Source organism: Kitasatospora sp. NPDC030952 (assembly GCF_055571335.1).
Genome location: NZ_JBVIFM010000027.1, coordinates 19,408 through 41,869 on the forward strand (window position 1 = coordinate 19,408; position 22,462 = coordinate 41,869).

Sequence of the window (22,462 nt, forward strand, 5' to 3'; positions counted from 1 at the left end):
CCGTTTCCCCGGTGCTACGGTCGGTCCCCGTTGAGGGACAACCATTCGAGCGGGCCACATTCGGGTGACGCCGGGCCAATGATTCGGGAAAGTCGGCAGGCCGCCGCACGCGACCGACCGGTCGTCGAGTACCTCGCTACCCGACCGGGCCGACGCCCGCACGATTCCGAGGAATTTCGTGATCCCACGCCGGGAATTCGCTCCGGCGTCTGCTTTCCAAACGATCCACTGACCTCCGTGGAAGGGGGAATGAATGATGGACACCGCGATTCGGGCGACCGGACTCGGCAAGAGATACGGCGATCACCATGCGTTGAAGGGCGTGGACCTGGAGGTGGCGGCCGGCACCGTGCTCGGCCTGCTCGGCCCCAACGGCGCCGGCAAGACCACCACCGTCCGGCTGCTGGCCACCCTGCTGGAGCCGGACCAGGGCCGCGCCGAGGTGGCCGGCTACGACGTGGTCCGCCAGCAGCGCCAGGTGCGCCGGCGGATCGGCCTGGCCGGCCAGTACGCCGCCGTGGACGGGCTGCTCACCGGCCGCGAGAACCTCGAACTCCTGGGCCGGCTGCTGCACCTGGGCCGCAAGGGCGCTCGCGAGCGGGCGGCCGAGCTGCTCGCCCGGTTCGAGCTGGAGGACGCCGCCGAGAAGCCGGCCCAGACCTACTCCGGCGGCATGCGCCGCCGGCTGGACCTGGCGGCCGCGCTGATCGGCCGGCCCGAGGTGCTGTTCCTGGACGAGCCGACCACCGGGCTGGACCCGGCGAGCCGGCTGGTGCTCTGGGAGATGGTCCGCGAGCAGGTCGCCCAGGGGGTGACCGTGCTGCTCACCACCCAGTACCTGGAGGAGGCCGACTTCCTGGCCGACCGCATCCTGGTGATCGACACCGGCCAGGTGATCGCCGAGGGCACCCCGGACGAGCTCAAGCGCAAGGTCGGCGAGGAGTGGCTGGAAGTGGGCGTCGCCACCGACGCGGCCCTTCCGCAGGCCCTGGCCGTGCTCGCCCCGGTGGCCGCCGCCCAGCCCGAGGTGGACCGCACCGGGCGCCGGATCACCGTCCAACTGGCCGACGGCATCGGCACGATCGCCGCCGCCGCGGTCGCCCTGGAGACGGCCGGCGTGCCGGTGACGGACTTCGCGCTGCGCCGCCCGTCGCTGGACGACGTGTTCTTCCACCTGACCGGGCGCGACACCCAGGTGGGTCGGGCCCCCGAGCAGGCCGCCCCGCAGCTCGAGCGCGGCGGTCAGGCCGGACAGCAGGACGAGGACGGGCCGGACGGGCCGGAGCAGCGCGAACCGGTGGCCGTCGCCGCCGGACGGACGGGAGACCAGCAGTGAGTGACATCGGCGCCCCGGCCGGCCTCGGCACGGCCCTCGGAGACACCGCCGCGCTGATCGGCCGCCACCTGCGGCATCTGCGGCGCACCCCGGAGAAGATCATCGCGATCACCCTCACCCCGGTGACCATGGTGGTCGTGCTCGGCTACCTGTTCGCCAGCGTGGTGACGGTGACCGGCTCGGGTGAGTACCACGACTACGTGATGGCCGGGGTGTTCGCCCAGGTCGGCCTGACCTGCGTCGGCGTGGCCGCGCTGGGCGTGGCCACCGACCTGCGCACCGGGCTGATCGACCGCTTCCGCTCGCTGCCGATGGGCCGCTCCGCCGTCCTGGTCAGCCACACCGCGGCCGACCTGCTGACCGCCGCGGCCGCCACCTTCGCGGTCACCCTGGCCGGCCTCGGGGTCGGCTGGCGGATCCACAAGGACGTCGGCTCGGCCGCGCTGGGCTTCGTCCTGGTGCTGGCCTTCGCCTACGCGATGCTCTGGCTGGGCGCGCTGGTCGGCATGCTGATGCGCAACGCCGAGGCGATCAACGGCATTTCGGCGCTGTTCCTGGTGGTGCTGTCGTTCCTGTCCAACTCGTTCATGCCGCTGTCCGGGCTGCCCGCCTGGCTGCGCGCGGTGGCCGAGTGGAACCCGGTCAGCCTGGTGGCCGCGGCCTGCCGGGAGCTGTGGGGCAACGCCCCGGCGGTGGTCGGCGGCAGCCTGCCGGACCGGCATCCGGTGCTGCTCGCGGTGATCGTGGTGGCGGCCCTGCTGGCGGTGCTGATCCCGGTGAACCTGAGGGTCTACCGCACCGCGGTGACGCGTTGACGCTCCACCGGGCAGGCCGGTTCGGGCGAGGCGGTCCCCGTCCCGCCCGGACCGGCCGTCGGCGTGGGCGCGCGGGGGTCTCAGTCGACCTCGCGCGCCGCCGCGCCGCCCTGCAGCAGACCGCGCTCGCCGGCGATCACCCCGGCCTGGAAGCGGCTCCGGCCGCCGAGCCAGGCCATCAGCTCCGCCGTGATCCGGCGCGAAGTGCGCACCGAGACGCCGAGCTTGCGGGCCACCACCTCGTCGGTGTGGCCCTGGGCGAGCAGGCTGAGCACCGCCATCGCCTGCGGGTTCAGGCCGTCGGCCCCCTTGGCCGAGGCCTTCCCGTACGGGGCGGCGTTCTCCCAGACGTACTCGAACAGCGCGCAGAGCGCGGAGACCAGTCCGGGACCGGACAGCACCAGGGCCCCCACGCTGGTGTCGTCCGGATCGGTGGGGACGACGGCCACCTTGCGGTCGAAGACCACCAGGCGCATCGGGAGCGACGGGGCTATCCGCACCCGGGCGCCCCGCTCGGTGAGCCAGTCCAGGTGGGAGATGGTGCCGCCGTCGTTGGCGGCGCTCTCCAGGTAGATGCTGCGCATCTGCACGCCGCGGTCGAAGACCTCCTGGTCGGCGGTCTGGCCGGCTCTGCGGGCGGCCGGGGACTGGCCGCCGCCGGTCGCGAAGCCCATGATCTCGCTGGTGCAGGAGTGCGAGAGCTCCTCCAGCCGCAGCCGGATCTGGTCGACGCCCTCCAACTGCTCCACGCCCAGGCCGCGTTCACCCTTGCGGTTCTCCGCGTACTGGGCGACGAGCTTGGCGGCCTCCAGCCGGCTCTGCGCGATCTGGCGCTGCCGCTCGGCGAGTTCGGCCTCCTGCCGGCCGATCAGCATGGCCAGGCTGACCTCCGGGTTCACCAGGAGCAGGTGCCCGGGATCCAGCTCGGAGTGCCTGATCAGGGTGAGCCGGGCCAGCCCGTCCAGGGCGTCCCGGACGCGTTGTTCGGGCCAGTCGAGGTCCTGCGCCACCCCCGCGATGCCGAGCTCCGGACGCGTCAGCACCGTCCGGTACACGGCCTCGGCGTCGGGATCCAGTCCTAACACTGACAGCACCGCCTGCCCCCCCGATATCTCGAACCTGATGACGCCACGTCATTGCCGGATCTCGGGGGCATGCTACGACACCCTGCCCACAGCCACCCGCCGTTTCGGGTTCAGGGCCTTTCCTGCGGACTTCGAGAGGGTCCACCCACGAGAGGATTTGACATGTATATCACTGTCGGACGTCTGGTTCGGGGTATGGTCGGGCCGGAACAGGTCACGCCCGACAAACTCGTCGAACTGCTCCGTAAGGCCGCCGAACCGGCCGACGGACTGGAGCACGTTTACGTCGAGATCGACCCCCTGGGGGCGGATCTCGTCTTCTTTCTCGGCCCACCTAAATCCGGAAACCTGGATTCCGCTGCGCACCGGATCGCCAGCCGCTGCCTGCGCGATGCACCTGAACTGCGCGGATGGCGGCTGGCGGCCGAATTCAGCGACGACAGGCTGCCGTTGTTGGAGGAGTGACCCCGGGGTCGGCCGCTGTGCAGGGTGCTGCCAGGGCAGGACCCTGACAGTGGAGAACTGTGGCACGGAACGTGTGTGCGAGACAGACTTGGTCATGCCGAAGGGGGCCGGAACCCCCTTCCGGGGGGATTCGAGAGCCGGCCCGCGCGATCATTCACCGCGGGAATTGAACCAGGCACAGCACTCATCCGTATGGCCTGTCTCGCCGCCGCCGATTTAACGGCCCGCGGCACCATTGTCACCGGGGGTTCATCATGAGCAGCTTCACCGTTGTCGCCGCCCGCACCGCCGCCGTCCTCGGCCTGCTGGTCGCCGGCGTCGCCCTCACCGCGCCGGTCGCCGGCGCCGCCGCCACGGCGACCGCCCCGGCCGCCAAGGGCGCCGGTTCGGTGCACGGCGACGACATCATCTGGGACGGCCCGGTCGCCAAGGGCGCCGGTTCCGCGCACGCCGACGACATCATCTGGGACTGACCTCCCACCACTCGACGCGAAGGGGGCCGGAAGCCCCCTCCCGCGATCCGGGATTCCGGGTTTCGCCCAGCGATTCAGCGCGGGAGCCGAGCCCGGCCGAGCGCTCATCCGTTCCAGCCGTTTCGCCGCCGCCGATTCCACGGCCCGCGGCTCCATCGTCTCCGGGGATTCATCATGAGCAGCAGCACCGTTGTCGCCGCCCGCACCGCCGCCGTCCCGGCCACCGCGGGCACCGCGGGCACCGCTTCCGTGCAGGGCGACGACATCATCTGGGACTGACGTCCCGTCACTCACTCCACTGCGAAGGGGGACGGGCGATGCCCATCATCAGAACGCCGCAGGAGTTCAACGAGGACGAACTCTTCGTCGACCTGCGGGCGATGTTCGACTACCCGCTGTACCTCAAGTGCGAGGGCTTCAACTTCGCCGGCTCCGTCAAGCTCAAGGCGGCCCTCAGCATGGTCGACGCCGCCGAGCGCGACGGACGGCTGAATCGCGACTCCATCCTGGTGGAGTCCTCCTCGGGGAACCTCGGGATGGCGCTGAGCATGATCGCCTCCGTCCGGGGTTACCAGTTCATCTGCGTCGTCGACCCACGTACCAATCTGTCCACCCGTCAGCTCATCGAAACGCTCGGCGGCAAGGTGCACATGATCACCGAGCCCTCGCCGGAGACCGGGTTCCTGGGCGCCCGGCTCGACTACGTCCGTGAGCTGTGCGCCTCCTCGCCCCGCTACGTCTGGCTGAACCAGCACGCCAACCCGGACAACTGGCGGGCCCACTACCGCACCACGGCTCCGGCCATCCTGAGTCAATTCCCTGATCTGGAGCTGCTGTTCGTCGGCGCCGGCACCACCGGCACGCTGATGGGCTGCGCCCGCTACTTCAGGGAGCACCGGCCGTCCACCCGGATCGTCGCGGTGGACAGCGTCGGCTCCGTCACCTTCGGCGGTGAGTCCGGGCCGCGGATGCTCCCCGGGCTCGGCGCCGGCGTCCGGCCGGCCCTGCTGGACGAGAACTTCGTCGACGACGTGGTGCACGTGCCCGAGATCGACACCGTCCGCACCTGTCACCGGCTCGCCCGCGGCGGCTTCCTGTTCGGCGGTTCCACCGGCACGGTGGTCAGCGGAGCGGCGGCCTGGCTGGCGGAGCACCGGGCCGGCCGGGACGACGTGGTCGCCGTCGCCGTCTCGCCCGACCTGGGTGACCGCTACCTCGACACCATTTACCAGAGCGCGTGGGTGCGCGACATCTACGGCGCCGACGCACTGGATGCGATCGAACGCCTGGCGCCGCCCAACGCCATTGCCACGGGGGTAAGATGACGATGCGTCACGTCGCGCGTCCTTTTGAAGCAGTGCATCCCGAAGAGCTGCCGCTGTCCGATGCCCAGCGCGAGATGTGGTTCGCCCAGCAGCTGGACCCGGGCAACCCGGTGTTCACCATGGCGGACTGCCTGGAGTTGACCGGCCCGCTGGACCACGACCGGCTGCGGGCCGCCTGGCAGCGGGTGCAGGACCGCACCGAGTGCCTGCGGGTGCGCTTCGCCGAGCGCGACGGCCGGCCGGTGCAGATCGTCGAGCCGCCCCGCGAGCGCCCCCTCCCGGTGCTCGACCTGACCGGTGAGTCCGACCCGCTGGCCGCCGCTGAAACGTTTCTGGAGGCCGACCGGCGGCTCCCGTCCAGCCTCGGCCCCGACTCCCTCGCGGCCACCCTGCTGCTGATCGGCCCCGAACTGGCCTGGCTGTACGTCAAGGCCAACCACATCCTGCTGGACGGCTTCAGCCGCACCCTGGTCTACCGCCGGCTCGCCGCCGAGTACGACCTGCCCGACGCCGAGCCCGCCACCGACCCGACCCTGGCCGAACTGCTCGCCGAGGAGCGCGACTACCTCGCCTCCGCCACCCACGAGCGCGACCGCGCCTACTGGGCCGAGCGGCTGGCCGACGGCATCGAGCCCACCGTGCTCTCCGGCCACCTCGGCACGCCCGCCCGGGCCACCCTGCGCAGCAGCGGCCTGATCCCGTCCGAGACCGTCACCAGGCTGCAGGACGCCGCCTGGGCCGAGCGGGTCACCTGGCAGACCCTGCTGATCGGCGCCACCGCCGGCTGCCTGGCCCAGCTCTGCGGCACCGACCGGGTCGTGCTGACCCTGCCGGTCGCCGCCCGGACCACCCCGCTCGCCCAGTCCGTGCCCGGCATGCGCGCCAACTTCCTGCCGCTGCCGCTCTCCGCGCACCCCGCGCTCGGCCGCGACGGCCTGCTCACCCAGGTCGCCGCCGCTCTGCGCGGCACACTGCGCCACCAGCGCCACCGGCACGACGCCATCCGCCGCGAGCTCGGACTCACCGGCGACGCCGGCCGCACCTTCGGCCCGACCGTCAACGTGCTGCAGACCGGCGGCGAGTTCGCCCTCGGCGACTGCCGCGCCGAGGTCCGCAACCTGTCCACCGGCCCCGTCCCGGACCTCCAGATCCTCTTCCTGGACAACGGCACGGAAGGCTGCGAACTGCGGGTCGACGGCGACGCCGACCGCTACCCCCAGGAGCGGCTGGACCTCTTCCGCGACGCCCTGCTCGGCTACCTCGCCGATTTCGCCACCGTCTCCACCGAGCTGCCGGTCGGCCGGATCACCGCGCTGCCCGACGCCGAGCGCGAGCGCGTCCTGGTCGAGTGGAACAGCTACGGGGAGCAGCCGGAGGTCTTCACCGACGTGCTGCCCCGGATCCGTGCCCTCGCCCTGGCGCAGCCCCGGGCCGTCGCCGTCCAGGACGACGCCGGCCGGCTCGACTACGCCGAGCTGGTCGCCCGGGCCAGCGCCCTCTCCCGCCGACTGCTCGACGCCGGCGCCGGACCGGACCGGCTGGTGGCGATCGCCGCCGCCCCCGGCACCGGTTTCGTGACCGCCGTCCTCGGCGTGCTCGGCGCCGGCGCCGCCTGGCTGCCGCTGGACGTCCACGCCCCGGCCGCCCGCGGCGCCGCCCTGGTGGAGGCCGCCGGCGCCGCCGTCCTGCTGCACGGCGCGGACCAGCGGCCGTACGTCGACACCCTGCTCGGCGCCCTGCCGGACCGCCCCGCCGTCCTCACCCTCGACGACGCCCGCGACGAGCAGCTGCTGGCGCCCGCCGGCGGCCCCGCCGAACTGGCCTACGTTATCTACACCTCGGGCTCCACCGGCCGCCCCAAGGGCGCCATGGTGCACCGCGACGGCATGGTCAACCACCTGCTCGCCAAGCACGCCGACCTGGAGCTGTCCGAGGCCGACACCGTGGTGCACAACGCCCCGGTCACCTTCGACATCTCGGTCTGGCAGATGCTCAGCCCGCTGGTCGCGGGCGGCCGGCTGCGCGTGGTCTCCCGCGAGCTCGCCGCCGACCCGGGCGCGCTGTTCGCGCTCGCCGACGCCGAGGGCGTCACCGTGCTGGAGGTCGTGCCCTCGCTGCTGCGCGCCGCCCTGGACTCCTGGGAGGCCGGCGCCGCGCTGCCCGGACTCGCGGCGCTGCGACGGCTGGTGGTCACCGGCGAGGCGATGCCCGCCGACCTGGCCCGGCGCTGGTTCGCGCTGCGCCCCGGCATCCCGCTGGTCAACGCCTTCGGCCCGACCGAGTGCTCGGACGACGTCACCCACGCCGTGATCGGCTCCCCGGCCGAGCTGGACTCGGTGCGTGCCCCGATCGGCCGCCCGGTCCGCGACACCCGGCTCTACGTGCTCGGCGACTCGCTGCAGCCCGTCCCGGCCGGCCAGCCCGGCGAGCTGTACGTGGGCGGGCGCGGCGTCGGCCGCGGCTACCTGAACGACCCGCGGCGCACCGCCGGCGCCTTCGTGGCCGACCCGTACGCGGCGGCGCCCGGCGCCCGGATGTACCGCACCGGCGACCGGGTGGTGCACCGGGCCGACGGCCAGCTGGAGTTCCTGGAGCGGGTCGACCACCAGGTCAAGATCCGCGGCCACCGGATCGAGCCCGGCGAGGTCGAGGCCGCGCTGCGCGCCGTGCCCGGCGTGGCCGACGCGGTGGTCACCGTCGCCCGGGACCCCTCCGGCGGCACCCGGCTGGTCGCCCACCTGACCGGCGGCGCCGACCCGGCCGGGGTGCGCGCCGAACTGGGCCGCACACTGCCCGACTACATGGTCCCGGCCGTGCTGGTGCCGCTGGCCGCGCTGCCGCTGACCCCCAACGGCAAGGTGGACCGCAAGGCCCTGCCGCTGCCGGACTTCAGCGCGCTGCGCCGCGAGCGGCGGGCCCCGGCCACCGAGCGCGAGGCGCTGCTGTGCGCGCTCTTCGCCGAGGTGCTGGAGCTGGACGAGGTCGGCGCCGACGAGGACTTCTTCCAGCTCGGCGGGCACTCGCTGCTGGCCGGCCGGGTGGTCACCGGGCTGCGCGCCCGGCTCGGCGTCGAGCTGCCGATCCGGACGCTGTTCGAGGCGCCCACCCCGTACGCCCTGGCCCTCGCCCTGGACGGTGCCGAGGCGGCCCGGGAGAAGCTGGTGGCCGGCCCCCGGCCGGAGCTGGTCCCGCTCTCCCCGGGGCAGCAACGGCTGTGGTTCCTCTCCCAGTTGGACGCCGCCGGTGCCACCTACCACCTCTCGCACGCGGTCCGGCTGACCGGCCCGCTGGAGCGGGCGGCCCTCGCCGAGGCGCTGGCCGACGTGGTGGCCCGGCACGAGAGCCTGCGCACCGTCTTCCCCGCCGAGGACGGCCGCCCGCACCAGCGGGTGCTCCCGGTCGGCGAGGCGGGCCCCGAGCTACCGGTGGTGCCGTTCGCGGGCCGTCCGGCCGAGCAGCTGGACGCCGAACTGGCCGCCCGGGCCGGCGCGCCCTTCGACCTGGCCGCCGAACCGCCGCTGCGCGCGGTGCTGTTCGAGACCGGCGTCGAGGAGCACGTGCTGCTGCTGGTGCAGCACCACATCGCGGCCGACGGCTGGTCGGTGCGCCCGCTGGTCGGCGACCTCCAGGCCGCCTACCGGGCCCGGCTGGCCGGCGGTGCCCCGGAGTGGGCCGAACTGCCCGTCCAGTACGCCGACTACACGCTCTGGCAGCGCCGGCTGCTCGGCGAGCCGGACGACCCGGACAGTCTGATGAGTCGTCAGCTCGACTACTGGGCCGGTCAGTTGGCCGACCTCCCGGAAGAGCTGGCGCTGCCCGTCGACTTCCCCCGCCCGGCGGTGCCCAGCTACCGGGGCGCCACCGTGCCGCTGCGGCTGGACGCCGCGGCGCACCGCGCCCTGACCGAGCTGGCCCGCGAGTCCGGCGCCAGCCCGTTCATGGTGGCGCAGGCGGCACTGGCCGTCCTGCTCGGCAAGCTCGGCGCCGGCACCGACATCCCGCTCGGCACCCCGGTCGCCGGCCGCACCGACGACGCCCTGGACGACCTGGTCGGCTTCTTCGTCAACACCCTGGTGCTCCGCACCGACCTGGGCGGCGACCCGACCTTCCGCACCCTGGTCGGCCGGGCCCGGGAGACCGTGCTCGCCGCCCTGGCCCACCAGGACGTGCCGTTCGAGAGGCTGGTCGACCGGCTCGGCGCCGGCCGCTCGCTGGCCCGCCAGCCGCTCTTCCAGGTGATGCTGGCCTTCCAGAACAACGCCGGGGCCCGCCCCGAGCTGCCCGGGATCACCGCCGAGGTGAGCCCGGTCGGCAACGGCACCGCCAAGTTCGACCTGGCCTTCGAACTCGTCGAGCAGTACGGCGCGTCGGGCGAGCCGGACGGCCTCACCGGCACCCTGGAGTACAGCACCGACCTGTTCACCGAGCGGACCGCGCAGGGCCTGGCGGACCGCCTGGCGCACCTGCTGCGGCTGCTGACCGGCGAGCCCGACCGGCCGCTCAGCGGCCTGGACGCCCTGCTGCCCGAGGAGCGCGAGCGGTTGCTCGGCTCCTGGAGCGGGGCCGCCACGCCGACCACCGTCGGCGCGGTCCGGCTGCCGGAGCTGTTCCAGGCCCAGGCCCGGCGCGCGCCCGAGCGGCCCGCGCTGCGCTGGTTCGAGGACGGCGCGGTGCGCACCGAGCTCGGCTACGGCGAGCTGAACGAGCGCGCCAACCGGCTCGCCCACCACCTGATCGCCCTGGGCGCGGGCCCCGGACGGATCGTCGCCCTGGCGCTGCCGCGCACGGTCGACGCGGTCGTCGCGGTGCTCGCGGTCCTCAAGACCGGCGCGGCCTACCTGCCCGTCGACCCGGCGTACCCGCGCGAGCGGATCGCCTACCTGCTGGCGGACTCCGGCCCGCTGGCGGTGCTCAGCCACGGCTCGGTGGCCGGGCGGCTGCCCGAGCGGCCGGCCGCGCCGGTGCTGCTGCTGGACGACCCGGCGACCACCGCCGCGATCGCCGGCGCCCCCGGGCACGACCCGCAGGACGCCGAGCGGACCACCCCGCTGGGGCCCGACCACCCGGCGTACGTGATCTACACCTCCGGCTCCACCGGCCGCCCCAAGGGCGTGCTGGTGCCGCACCGGGCGGTGGCCGCGCTGGCCGCCGAGCACGACCGGTTCGGCGTCGGCGAGGGCACCCGGCTGCTGCAGTTCGCCTCGTTCAGCTTCGACGCCGCCGCCTGGGAGCTGCTCACCGCGCTGCTCAACGGCGCCGTCCTGGTGCTGGCCGCCGAGGCCGACCGGGCGCCCGGCGAGCCGCTCGCCCAGCTGGTCGCGAAGGCCGGCATCGAGGTGGTCTGCCTGCCTCCGACGGTGCTCGCCGCCTGGCCGGTCGGGCTGCCGATGCCCGAGGGGCTGACCCTCATCACGGCCGGCGAGGCCTGCCCGCCCGAACTGGTCGAGCGCTGGTCCGCGGGCCGGCGGATGCTCAACGCGTACGGCCCGACCGAGACCACGGTCTGCGCCACCGTCAGTGAACCACTGGCCGGAGCGGTCAAGCCGCCGATCGGCCGACCGCTGGCCGGCGCCCGGGTGTACGTGCTGGACGAGGCGCTGCGGCCGGTCCCGCCGGGCGTGATCGGCGAGCTGTACGTGGCCGGCGCCGGGGTGGCCCTCGGCTACCTGCACCGGCCGGAGCTCACCGCCCAGCGCTTCACCGCCGACCCGTACGGCGGGCTGAACGACCGGATGTACCGCACCGGGGACCTGGTCCGCTGGACGGCCGAAGGCCAGCTGGACTACGTCGGCCGGGTCGACGAGCAGGTCAAGCTGCGCGGCTTCCGGATCGAGCTCGGCGAGATCGAGACCGCGCTGCTCGCCCAGCCGGGCGTCGAGCAGGCCGCCGCGGTGGTCCGCGAGGACCGCCCCGGCGACAAGCGGCTGGTCGCCTACGTGACCCCGGCCGGCCTGCCGGTCGGCGAGCTGCGGGCGGCGCTCGCGGCGGAGCTGCCGGACTACCTGGTGCCCTCCGCGTTCGTCCCGCTGGAGACCCTGCCGCTGACCGGCAACGGCAAGCTGGACCGCCGGGCGCTGCCCGCGCCCGACTACGCCGCCGCCTCCACCGGCCGGGCCCCCGCCGACGCCCGGGAGGCCGCGTTCTGCGCGGTCTTCGCCGAGGTGCTCGGACTGCCCGAGGTCGGCGCCGACGACGGGTTCTTCGACCTGGGCGGCGACAGCATCGTCTCCATCCAGCTGGTCAGCCGGGCCCGCGCGGCCGGGCTGGTGGTCACCGCGCAGGACGTCTTCACCCACCGGACCCCGGCGGCACTGGCCGTGGTGGCCCGCGACGGCGAGGGCGAGGGGGTGCCGGTCACGGTCGGCACCGACGACGGCGTCGGCCCGCTCGGCCAGCTGCCGATCGGGCACTGGCTGCGCGAACTCGGCGGGCCGGTGGACGGCTTCCACCAGGCCGTCCTGGTCCGCACCCCGGCCGACGCCACCCCGGAGTCGCTGACCGCCGCCCTGCAGGCCGTGCTGGACCACCACGACGGGCTGCGGATGCGGCTGCTGCCGGACTGGTCGCTGCTGATCACCGAGGCCGGCACGGTGGACGCCGCCGCCCTGCTGCGGGTCATCGACGGCCCGGCGCCCGACTGGCCGGCCGAGGCGGTCGCGGCCCGGCAGCGGCTGGTGCCGTGGGAGGGCGTGATGGTCCAGGCGCTCTGGCACCGGGGCGCCGGGGAACTGCTGCTCACCCTGCACCACCTGGTGGTGGACGGGGTGTCCTGGCGGGTGCTGCTGCCCGACCTGGCCCGCGCCCACGGCGCCGTCCGGGCGGGCGAGCCGGTGCGGCTGCAGCCGGTCGGCACCTCGCTGCGGCACTGGTCCGGACTGCTGGAGCGCACCGCGGCCGAGCCCGGGACGCGCGCCCAACTCGACTGGTGGCGCGCCGAGTCGGCCGCGGCCGAGGCCCCGCTGGGGCACCGGGCCGCCGACCCGGCGGTGGACACCTTCGCCACCGCCCGGACGCTGCACCTGGTCCTGGACGCCGACACCACGGCGGCGCTGCTCACCGAGGTCACCGGGGCGTTCCACGCCGAGGTGAACGACGTGCTGCTGACCGCCCTGGCGCTCGCCGTCGCCGACTGGCGGCGGCGCACCGGGCGGCCGGAGGGGCCGGTCCCGGTCGAGCTGGAGGGCCACGGGCGCGAGGAGTTCGCCCCCGGCGTGGACCTCTCCCGCACGGTCGGCTGGTTCACCACCGCCTACCCGCTGCGGCTGGACCCGGGCGCGGTGGACCTCGCGGAGGCACTGGCCGGCGGTCCCGCCGCCGGGCACAGCCTCAAGCTGGTCAAGGAGCACCTGCGGATGGTGCCCGCGCACGGGCTCGGCTGGGGCCTGTTGCGGTTCTTGGGCAGCGGGAGCGCCGAGGAGCTGTCCGGCACCGCCCGGCCGCAGCTCGGCTTCAACTACCTGGGCCGGCTGCCCGCGCCCACCGGCGAGGACTGGTCGCTGACCGGGCAGTCCGCCGCCCTGGCCGCCGGGGCCGACCCGGGGATGCCGCTGCCGCACGTCCTGGACGTCAACGCGGTGACCGAGGACGGCCCGGACGGACCCCGGCTCAGCGCCCGCTGGACCTGGGCCGGCCAGGCCATGGCGCAGACCGACGCCGAGGACCTCGCCGAGGGCTGGTTCGCCGCCCTGCGGGCCCTGGTGCGGCACACCCGGGAGCCGGGCGCCGGCGGCTGGACGCCGTCCGACCTCGACCTGGTGGCACTCAGCCAGGACGAGATCGACGAATTCGAGGACGAGATGGACGACTGGGGGGACGAGCTGTGACCACGGCCTCGGCCGAGCCCCGCACCGGGCGACGACCCGCGCGGAGCTCCAATCTGAGCGACATCCTGCCGGTCGCACCGCTGCAGGAAGGCCTGATGTTCCACGCGCAGTACCACCGCGAGGAACTCGACGTCTACACCGTGCAGTTGGTGCTGGACCTGGCCGGCGAGCTGGACCCGGCGCGGCTGCGCGGCGCGGTCGGCGCCCTGCTGGAGCGCCACCCCAACCTGCGGGCGGCCTTCCGCTACCGCAAGAACGGCGACCCGGTGCAGATCGTGCCGCGCGAGGTCCCGCTGGACTGGCGGGAGGTCGACCTGCGGGCCGTCCCCGCCGCCGCCCGGGAGACCGAGAGCGAGGAGCTCTGCCGGCGCGACCGGCTGCGCCCCTTCGACCTGGCCCGCCCGCCGCTGCTGCGCTTCAGCCTGCTGCGGCTGGCCGACCGGCGGCACCGGCTGGTGCTGACCTCCCACCAGATCGTCTTCGACGGCTGGTCCATGCCCATCGTGGTGCGCGAACTGTTCGCCTGCTACGCCGACGGCGGCGTCTCGCTGCCCCGCCCCGCCCCGTACAAGTCCTACCTGGCCCACCTGGCCCGGCAGGACCGCGCGGCGGCCGAGGCGGCCTGGACGGCCGCGCTGGAGGGCTTCACCGAGCCCACCCGGCTGTCCGGCGCGGCCGGCGCCCCGGAAGCACCGAGGGGCATGCCCGGCGAGCACGCCGTGGAGCTGGACGAGCAGGAGTTCGCCGCGCTCACCGGCTGGGCCCGCAGCCGCGGCCTGACCGTCAACACCGTGGTGCAGGGCGCCTGGGCGACCGTCCTGGGCACCCTGACCGGACTGCGCGACATCGTCTTCGGCGGCACCGTCTCCGGCCGCCCGCCGGAGCTGCCCGGGGTCGAGGGCATGGTCGGGCTGTTCATCAACACCCTGCCGGTCCGGGTCGACCTGGACCCGGCGCGGAGCTTCACCGACCTGCTGTCCGCCCTCCAGGACCGCCAGTCCCTGCTGCTCCCGCACCAGCACCTCGGCCTCAACACCATCCAGCGCCTCGCCGGGGTCGGCGACCTCTTCGACAGCGTGCTGGTCTTCGAGAACTACCCGCTCGACCCCGAGGCGCTGGCCGGCGAGGTCGCCGGGCTGCGGCTGACCGGTCTGCGGGCCGGCGACGCCAACCACTACCCGCTCAGCCTGATGGCCCTGCCCGGCGAGCGGCTGCGGCTTCAGATCGGCTACGACACCGCCCGGTTCACCCCGGCCGAGGCCGCCGTCGTCGCCGAGCGGCTGCTGCACGTGCTGCGCACCGCCCAGGCCGAGCCGGACCGCCCCCTCGGGCGGCTGGACCTCCTGCTGCCCGGCGAGCGCACCCGGCTGGCCGTCCCCGCCCCCGAGCCGGCCGAGACCGACCCGTGGACGGACGTGGTGGCGCGGGTCCAGGAGTTCGCCCGCGCCACCCCGGCCGCGATCGCCGTCTCCGACGGCACCGAGCGGCTCGGCTACCGCGAGCTGGCCGGCCGGGCCGGCGCCCTCTCCCGGGCGCTGGTCGCCGCGGGCGCCGGGACCGGACCGGTCGGCGTGCTGGCCCAGCCCGGCTGCGGCTTCGTCACCGCCGTGCTCGGCGTGCTCGGCGCCGGCGCCGCCTGGCTGCCGCTGGACGTCGCCGCACCGGTCAAGCGCGGCGCCGTCCTGGCAGGCGAGGCGCACATCAGCGCCCTGCTGGCCGGCCCCGGCGAGCGCGCCATGGCCGCCGAACTGCTGGCCGAGGCCGGACTGGACGTCCCGGTGCTGGAGCTGGGCACGGACACCGCCAAGCGGCTGCCCGCCCCGCGCGGCGCCGGCGACGACCTGGCGTACGTCATCTTCACCTCGGGCTCCACCGGCCGCCCCAAGGGCGCCATGGTGCACCGGGCGGGCATGGTCAACCACCTGTTCGCCAAGATCGCCGACCTCGAACTGGACGAGCGCACCGTGCTGGTCCACAACGCCCCGGTTACCTTCGACATCTCGGTCTGGCAGATGCTCTCCGCGCTGGTCGTCGGCGGGCGGCTGCGGGTCACCGGCCGCGAACTCGCCGCCGACCCCCAGGCGTTGTTCGGCCTGGTCGCCCCCGAGGGCGTCACCGTGCTGGAGGTCGTCCCCTCGCTGCTACGGGCCGTCCTGGACAGCTGGGACGACGGCGCCAGGCCGCCCGTACTGGACGGGCTGCGCAAGCTGGTCGTCACCGGCGAGGCGCTGCCCGCCGACCTGGCGCACCGCTGGTTCGCCCGCTACCCGGCGATCCCGCTGGTCAACGCGTACGGGCCGACCGAGTGCTCGGACGACGTCACCCACGCCGTGATCGGCTCCCCGGCCGAGCTGGACTCCGTCCGGGCCCCGATCGGCCGGGCGGTGCGCGGCACCGGTCTGTACGTCCTGGACGACGCGCTGCGCCCCGTCCCGGACGGCGTCCCCGGCGAGCTGTACGTGGGCGGCCGCGGTGTCGGCCGCGGCTACCTGGACCAGCCCGGGCGCACCGCCGCGGTGTTCGTCACCGACCCCTTCAGCCCGCTGCCCGGCGCCCGGATGTACCGCACCGGCGACCGGGTGATCCGACGGCCGGACGGCCAGCTGGAGTTCCTGGAGCGGGTCGACCACCAGGTCAAGATCCGCGGCCACCGGATCGAGCCCGGCGAGGTCGAGGCCGCGCTGCGCTCGATCGACCGGATCGGCGACGCCGTGGTGGTGGTCCGCCGCGGCGGGGCCGGCGACGCCCGGCTGGTCGGCTACGTCACCGGCGACCTCGACCCGGCCTGGGGCCGGGCGGCGGCCGCCGCGATCCTGCCCGAGTACATGGTGCCCTCCGCCCTGGTGGTGCTGGACGCCCTGCCGCTGACCCCCAACGGCAAGGTGGACCGCAAGGCGCTGCCCGAGGCCGACCTGGCCGCCTCGACCGGCCGGGGCCCGCGCACCCCCCAGGAGGAGGTGCTGTGCGCCGCCTTCGCCGAGGTGCTCGACCTGCCCGGGGTCGGCATCGACGAGGACTTCTTCCAGCTCGGCGGCCACTCGCTGCTCGCCACCCGGCTGGTCAGCCGGGTGCGCACGCTGCTCGGCGCCGAACTGGCGATCCGCACCCTGTTCGAGGCCCCCACGGTGGCCGCGCTGGCCGGCCGGCTCACCCAGGACGCCGTCCGCCCCGCGCTGACCGCCGGGGAGCGCCCGGAGCTGCTGCCGCTGTCGTACGCCCAGCAGCGGCTCTGGTTCCTGGACCGGCTGGAGGGCCCCTCCGCCACCTACAACCTGCCCTGGACGCTGCGGCTGCGCGGACCGCTGGACCGCGCCGCGCTGACCGCCGCGCTCGCCGACGTGGTCGAGCGGCACGAGAGCCTGCGCACCGTCTTCCCGGACCGCGACGGGCTGCCGTACCAGCGCGTCCTGTCGGTCGGCGAGGCCGCCGTCGAGCTGCCCGTCCGCGAACTGGCCGAGCGCGAACTCACGCGGGCCGCCGAGGAGTTCGCCACCGGCAGCTTCGACCTGGCGCACCGGCCGCCGATCCGCGCCACCCTGCTCGCGGCCGGCCCCGAGGACCACCTGCTGGTCGTGGTGATCCACCACATCGCCGGCGACGGCTGGTCCAACGGCCCGCTCGCCCGCGACCTCTCCACCGCCTACGCCGCCCGGCTGGCCGGCCGCGCCCCCGCCTGGACGCCGCTGCCGGTGCAGTACGCCGACTACGCGCTCTGGCAGCGCGAACTGCTCGGCGAGGAGGGCGACCAGGAGTCCCTCATCGCCCGCCAGACCGCCTACTGGAAGGAGCGGTTGGCCGGAATCCCGGACGAGCTCCAGCTCCCGGTGGAGACCGCCCGCCGGGCCACCACCGGCTACCGCGGCGCGAGCGTGCGCTTCGCCGTCCCGGCCGAACTCCACCGGCGGGCGGTCGCCCTGGCCCGGCAGAGCGGGGCCAGCCTGTTCATGGTGCTCCAGGCCGCGCTGGCCACCCTGTACGGCCGGCTCGGCGCGGGCGAGGACATCCCGCTCGGCACCCCGATCGCCGGCCGCACCGACGACGCCCTGGACGACCTGGTCGGGATGTTCGTCAACACCCTGGTGCTGCGCACCGACCTGTCCGGCGCCCCGACCTTCCGCGAACTGCTGGACCGGGTCAAGGCCACCGACCTGGCCGCCTACGCCCACCAGGACCTGCCGTTCGAGAAGCTGGTCGACGCCCTCGGCCCCGAGCGCGCCCCGGCCCGCAACCCGCTGTTCCAGACCCTGCTGGCGCTGCACAACAACGCCGCCGCCCGGCTGGAGCTGCCCGGCATCACCGCCGAGGCGGGCGCGGCCGAGCTGGGCGTGGCCCGGCTCGACCTCTGCTTCGAACTCGCCGAACTCCCCGGGCCGGACGGCCCCGGCGGGCTGGACGGCCGGCTGGAGTACAGCACCGACCTGTTCAGCGCGGCCGGCGCCCAGCGCCTCGCCGACCGGCTGGTGCACCTGCTGGGCGCCCTGGTCGACCAGCCGGACCGGCCGATCGGTGCCGCACCGGTGCTGCTGCCCGGCGAGCAGGAGGAGCTGCGGGCGGTCGGGACGGGCACCGAGGCCCTGGGCGACGGGCAGCCGCTGGCCGCCCTGCTGGAGGCCACCGCGGACGCCCACCCGGACGCCGTCGCCCTCGAATTCGCCGATCAGCGGCTCGACTTCGCCGAACTCCACCAGCGCGCCAACCGGCTCGCCCGCACCCTGGTCGCCCAGGGCGCGGCCCCGGACGAACTGGTCGCGATCGCCCTGCCGCGCTCGGCCGACCTGGTGGTGACGGCACTCGCGGTGATCAAGAGCGGCGCCGCCTACCTGCCGATCGACCCGTCCTACCCGGCCGACCGGATCGCCGGGATGGTCAAGGACGCCCGGCCGGTGCTGACCGTCACCACGGCCGAGGTGGCCGCCGCCGTCCCCGGCCTGGACGCCGGCCCGCTCCTGCGGCTCGACGACCCGGCCACCCGCGCCCTGGTCGACGGCCAGGCGGCGCACCACCTGCGCCCGGCCGAACTGGCCGGACCGGTACGGCCCGAGCACGCCGCGTACGTCATCTACACCTCGGGCTCCACCGGCCGCCCCAAGGGCGTCGTGGTGCCGCGCCGCGCGCTGGCCAACCACCTGCTGGACCTCACCGGGTGGCTCGGCCTGCGGCCGGGGCGGAGCCTGCTGGCCGTCACCACCTTCGGCTTCGACATCGCCAACCTGGAGCTCTTCTGCCCGCTGCTCGGCGGCGCCCGGCTGGTGCTCGCCCCGCACGACACGGTCCGCGACCCGGAGCTGCTGGCCGACCTGGCCCTCACCGCCGGCGCGGACGTCATGCAGGCCACCCCCACGCTGTGGCACGCCCTGGTCACCACGCGGCCCGACGCGCTGGCGGGGGTGCACGCCCTGACCGGTGGCGAGGCCCTCAGCCCGGCCCTGGCCGCCGCGCTGACCGGCGCCGCGGCGAAGGTCACCAACCTGTACGGTCCGACCGAGACGACCATCTACTCGCTCGCCGTCGACCTGCCGCCCGACCACACCGGCACCCCGTCGATCGGCCGGCCGCTGGCCGGCAACCAGGTCCGACTGCTGGACGCCGCGCTGCGCCCGGTGCCACCGGGGGTGGTCGGCGAGCTGTACCTGTCCGGCACCGGCCTGGCCCGGGGCTACCTGGACCGCCCCGGCCTGACCGCCGAACGCTTCACCGCCGACCCGTACGGGCCGCCCGGCTCCCGGATGTACCGCACCGGGGACCTCGCCCGCTGGCGGCCGGACGGCTCGGTCGACTACCTCGGCCGGGTGGACCACCAGGTGAAGATCCGCGGCTTCCGGATCGAACTCGGCGAGATCGAGGCCGTGTTGACCGACCATCCGCTGGTCGGACAGGCTGCGGTGATCGACCGGGAGGACTCGCCCGGCGAACGCCGGCTGGTCGCCTACCTGGTGCCCGCCGGCCCCGAACGGCCCGAACCCGCCGCGCTGCGGGCCCACTTGGCGGCCGTGCTGCCGGAGTACATGCTCCCGGCCGGCTACGTCCCGCTGGACGCGCTGCCGCTCACCCCGAACCGCAAGGTGGACCGCAAGGCGCTGCCCGCGCCCGGGGCCGGCGACCGGGCGGTGGCCCGTTCGGACGGCCGCGCCCCCAGCGGGCCGGTGGAACTCGCGCTCGGCCGGGTGTTCGCCGAGGTGCTCGGCCTGGACGAGGTCGGGGCCGAGGACGGCTTCTTCGAGCTGGGCGGCGACAGCCTGAAGTCCATCCAGCTGGTCAGCCGGGCCCGCGCGGCCGGGCTGTCGCTCACCCCCGCCGACGTCTTCGCGCACCGCACCGTGGCCGGGCTGGCCCTGGTGGCCGGCACGGTCGACGGCACCGGTGTGCCCGAGGACCCGTTCGCGCCCGTCCTGGCCGTCCGCCCGACCGGCACCGGCCGACCGCTGTTCTGCGTGCACGGCGCCGTCGGACTCGGCTGGCCGTTCCTGACCCTCGCCGCGGAAATTGACGCGGACATTCCCGTGTACGCTTTCCAGGCGGCCGGGGTACGCTCCTCGGAAAAGGCCCCGGAGTCCGTTCGGGAAATCGCCGGAAAATATCTCGGCGAAATGCTGGAAATCCAGCCGCAGGGGCCTTACCGTATTCTCGGCTGGTCGTTCGGAGGGGTCGTCGCCCACGAGATCGCCGTCCAGCTGCAGGCCCGCGGCGAACAGGTCGAACTGCTCGCCGACCTGGACGGCTACCCCGGCAGCGGCTCGCCCGCCGAGGACGCGCCGGACGACGCGGCCGTCCTCACCGAACTGCTCGAACGGGCCGGCCTCCCCGGCGACGGCCCGGTCGACCTCGCCACCGCCCGCGAACGCCTCGCCGAGGCCGGCAACGCGCTCGCGGAACTGGACGAGACCGAGCTGGTCAGGCTGCTCGGGGTGATCCGCACCCACAGCCTGCTGGGCGACGCCCACCGGCCCGGCCACTACCGGGGCGACCTGCTCCTGTTCACGGCCACCCGCGGCCTCGCCCCCGGCGACCCGGACGCGGAGTCCTGGCGGGAGCACGTGACCGGCCGCATCCTCCGGCACCCGGTCGACAGCGACCACGACTCGATGCTCGAACCGGCGCCGGCCGCATTCATCGGAAAGACCCTGTCGGCCGTCCTGACATAGCCGTCCTGACATAGCCGTCCTGAAATGGCCGTCCTGAACCGGCCGTCCCGAAACGGCCATCCTGAAAGAACCGGCGGCCGCCCCGGAAATTCCACCCCGGGGGCACTGCGCCCGAAACCGGACGATTTCCGGGAACTCCGAAAGGACCGAGAAATCATGAGCAATCCGTTCGACGACGAGCAGGGCACCTTCCTCGTCCTCGCCAACCACGAGAACCAGCACAGCCTCTGGCCCGCCTTCGCCGAGGTCCCGGCCGGCTGGCGGACCGTCAAGGGCGCCAGCACCCGGCAGGAGGCGCTGGACCACATCGAGCGCACCTGGACCGACCTTCGCCCGCAGAGCCTGATCGACGCCACCGCCTGAGCACCGACTCACCCAACACACCTCTGGAGCACCCCATGAGCACCGTCGCCATCAACGAGCCCAAGGTCCGCGAGATCGTCGCCGACTGCCTCGACCTCGAGCTCGACGAGCTGACCCTCACCGACCACTTCATCGACCACTACGGCGCCGACTCGCTGAACGCCATCGAGGTCCTGGCCCGCCTGGAGAAGGAGTTCCACGTCACCATCCCCCAGGAGGAGCTGCCCAACATGGTCAACCTGGCCGCCGTGCTGGAGGTCCTCTCCCGGGCGACCGCCCGATGAGCGAGCGCAGCGGGCGAGTCATCGAAAGGTGCGCATGGGCGAATGCCCCTGCCGAGCGTAGCGAGGTGGAAGCATGAGCGAGCCGCAGCGCGTGGTGGTGACCGGCATCGGCGTCCTGTCGAGCATCGGCAACGGCGTCGAGGAGTTCACCTCGGCCCTGCGCGAGGGCCGCTGCGGCGCCGGTCCGATCACCAGCTTCGACACCACGGGCTTCCTGCGCACCAACGGCCACGAGGTCGACGGCTTCGAGCCGGAGCGGTGGATCCGCCGCCTCGACGTCGAACAGCTCGGCCGCGCCACCCAGTTCGCCGTCGCGGCGGCCCGGATGGCCGTCCAGGACGCCGGCCTCGACGAGCAGGAGCTCGCCGGACTGCGCGCCCAGATCACCATCGGCACCACCGACGGTGAGGCCCCCGAGCTGGACAAGCTGATGGCGGAGTCCGTCGCGAAGGGGCCGGAGCACCCGGCCGACCAGCTGGTGGCCGGCCGCCTGCCGGCCCACCAGCTGGCCCTGGCGATCGCCCGGGAGCTGCGGCTCCCCCGGGTCGTCCCGGCCGTCCTCGGCACCGCCTGCGCGGCCGGCAACTACGCGATCGGCGACGGCTTCGACGCGGTGCGCACCGGCGAGGCGGACATCGCCGTCGTCGGCGGCGCGGACGCGATCTGCCGCCGCACCTTCGCCGGGTTCAGCCGGCTCGGCCTGGTCTCCTCCGACGTCTGCCGTCCGTTCGACGCCGACCGCGAGGGGCTGCTCACGGCCGAGGGCGCGGGGGTGCTCGTCCTGGAGACGCTGGAGTCCGCCAAGCGCCGCGGCGCCCGGATCTACGCCGAACTGCTCGGCTACGGGCTCAACTGCGACGCCCACCACCCGACCGCGCCCGACCAGGCGAGCGTCGCCCGCTGCATGGAGCTGGCGCTCGCCGACGCCGGGGTCAAGGCGGCCGAGGTGGACCTCGTCTCCGCCCACGGCACCGGCACCCCCACCAACGACATCACCGAGACCCGCGCGATCCGCGAGGTCTTCGGCGACACCCCGCCGCGCACCGTCGCCCTCAAGGCGATGCTCGGCCACTCGATGGGCGCGGCGAGCGCGCTCGGCGCGGCCGCCTCGGCGCTCGCGCTGACCCACGGGTTCGTCCCGCCCACCGTCAACCACCGCACCACCGACCCCCAGTGCCAGATCGACTGCGTGCCCAACCACTCCGTCCCCGCGGACCTCCGGGTGGTGGTCAACAACGGACTGGCCTTCGGCGGCAACAACGCCTCCGTCGTCCTGGGGCGCCATGAGGAGGAGCCCAGCCGATGAGCGAGCGAATCATTGAGAGGCGCGCGTGGGCGAATGCCCCTGCCG

At 74.6% G+C, this 22,462-nt stretch carries 11 protein-coding genes; 10 read left to right on the forward strand and 1 reads right to left on the reverse strand.

What is annotated here, in order from left to right:
* Window positions 1-256: 256 nt before the first annotated feature.
* Window positions 257-1,336: an ATP-binding cassette domain-containing protein gene (locus tag ACZ47G_RS33400; RefSeq protein ID WP_465749223.1), complete on the forward strand. Its 1,080-nt coding sequence runs from the start codon at window positions 257-259 to the stop codon at window positions 1,334-1,336.
* Entirely contained in the window at window positions 1,333-2,151 is an 819-nt protein-coding gene (locus tag ACZ47G_RS33405; RefSeq protein ID WP_465749225.1) for an ABC transporter permease, read from the forward strand. The genes ACZ47G_RS33400 and ACZ47G_RS33405 overlap by 4 nt, the downstream gene beginning before the upstream one ends.
* Window positions 2,152-2,231: 80 nt before the next feature.
* On the opposite strand, the gene ACZ47G_RS33410 is transcribed toward ACZ47G_RS33405, so the two are convergent.
* On the reverse strand, window positions 2,232-3,245 hold the full coding sequence (locus ACZ47G_RS33410; protein WP_465749227.1) for a LuxR family transcriptional regulator: 1,014 nt from the start codon (window positions 3,243-3,245) through the stop codon (window positions 2,232-2,234).
* Window positions 3,246-3,398: 153 nt separating this feature from the next.
* On the opposite strand from ACZ47G_RS33410, the gene ACZ47G_RS33415 reads away from it, so the two are divergent.
* The 8 genes from ACZ47G_RS33415 (at window position 3,399) to ACZ47G_RS33450 (ending at window position 22,417) form a co-directional block, all read left to right on the forward strand.
* Window positions 3,399-3,701 (forward strand): hypothetical protein, encoded by a 303-nt coding sequence (locus tag ACZ47G_RS33415; protein ID WP_465749229.1) that lies wholly within the window; start codon window positions 3,399-3,401, stop codon window positions 3,699-3,701.
* A gap of 254 nt (window positions 3,702-3,955) precedes the next feature.
* Window positions 3,956-4,174, forward strand: a complete 219-nt coding sequence (locus ACZ47G_RS33420) for a hypothetical protein (protein WP_465749231.1) — start codon at window positions 3,956-3,958, stop codon at window positions 4,172-4,174.
* A 317-nt stretch (window positions 4,175-4,491) separates the two neighbouring features.
* The gene (gene sbnA, locus ACZ47G_RS33425; protein WP_465749233.1) at window positions 4,492-5,499 is read left to right on the forward strand and encodes a 2,3-diaminopropionate biosynthesis protein SbnA; all 1,008 of its coding nucleotides are present in this window, start codon (window positions 4,492-4,494) and stop codon (window positions 5,497-5,499) included.
* A gap of 32 nt (window positions 5,500-5,531) precedes the next feature.
* Entirely contained in the window at window positions 5,532-13,322 is a 7,791-nt protein-coding gene (locus tag ACZ47G_RS33430) for an amino acid adenylation domain-containing protein (protein WP_465749235.1), read from the forward strand.
* Complete coding sequence (locus ACZ47G_RS33435; RefSeq protein WP_465749237.1) at window positions 13,319-20,464, forward strand: amino acid adenylation domain-containing protein; 7,146 nt, start codon at window positions 13,319-13,321, stop codon at window positions 20,462-20,464. The genes ACZ47G_RS33430 and ACZ47G_RS33435 overlap by 4 nt, the downstream gene beginning before the upstream one ends.
* Window positions 20,465-20,620: 156 nt before the next feature.
* The gene (locus ACZ47G_RS33440) at window positions 20,621-20,827 is read left to right on the forward strand and encodes an MbtH family protein (protein ID WP_030289532.1); all 207 of its coding nucleotides are present in this window, start codon (window positions 20,621-20,623) and stop codon (window positions 20,825-20,827) included.
* 35 nt (window positions 20,828-20,862) lie between these two features.
* Window positions 20,863-21,111: an acyl carrier protein gene (locus ACZ47G_RS33445; protein WP_380459318.1), complete on the forward strand. Its 249-nt coding sequence runs from the start codon at window positions 20,863-20,865 to the stop codon at window positions 21,109-21,111.
* 73 nt (window positions 21,112-21,184) lie between these two features.
* Window positions 21,185-22,417 (forward strand): beta-ketoacyl-[acyl-carrier-protein] synthase family protein, encoded by a 1,233-nt coding sequence (locus ACZ47G_RS33450; RefSeq protein WP_465749239.1) that lies wholly within the window; start codon window positions 21,185-21,187, stop codon window positions 22,415-22,417.
* Window positions 22,418-22,462 lie beyond the last annotated feature (45 nt).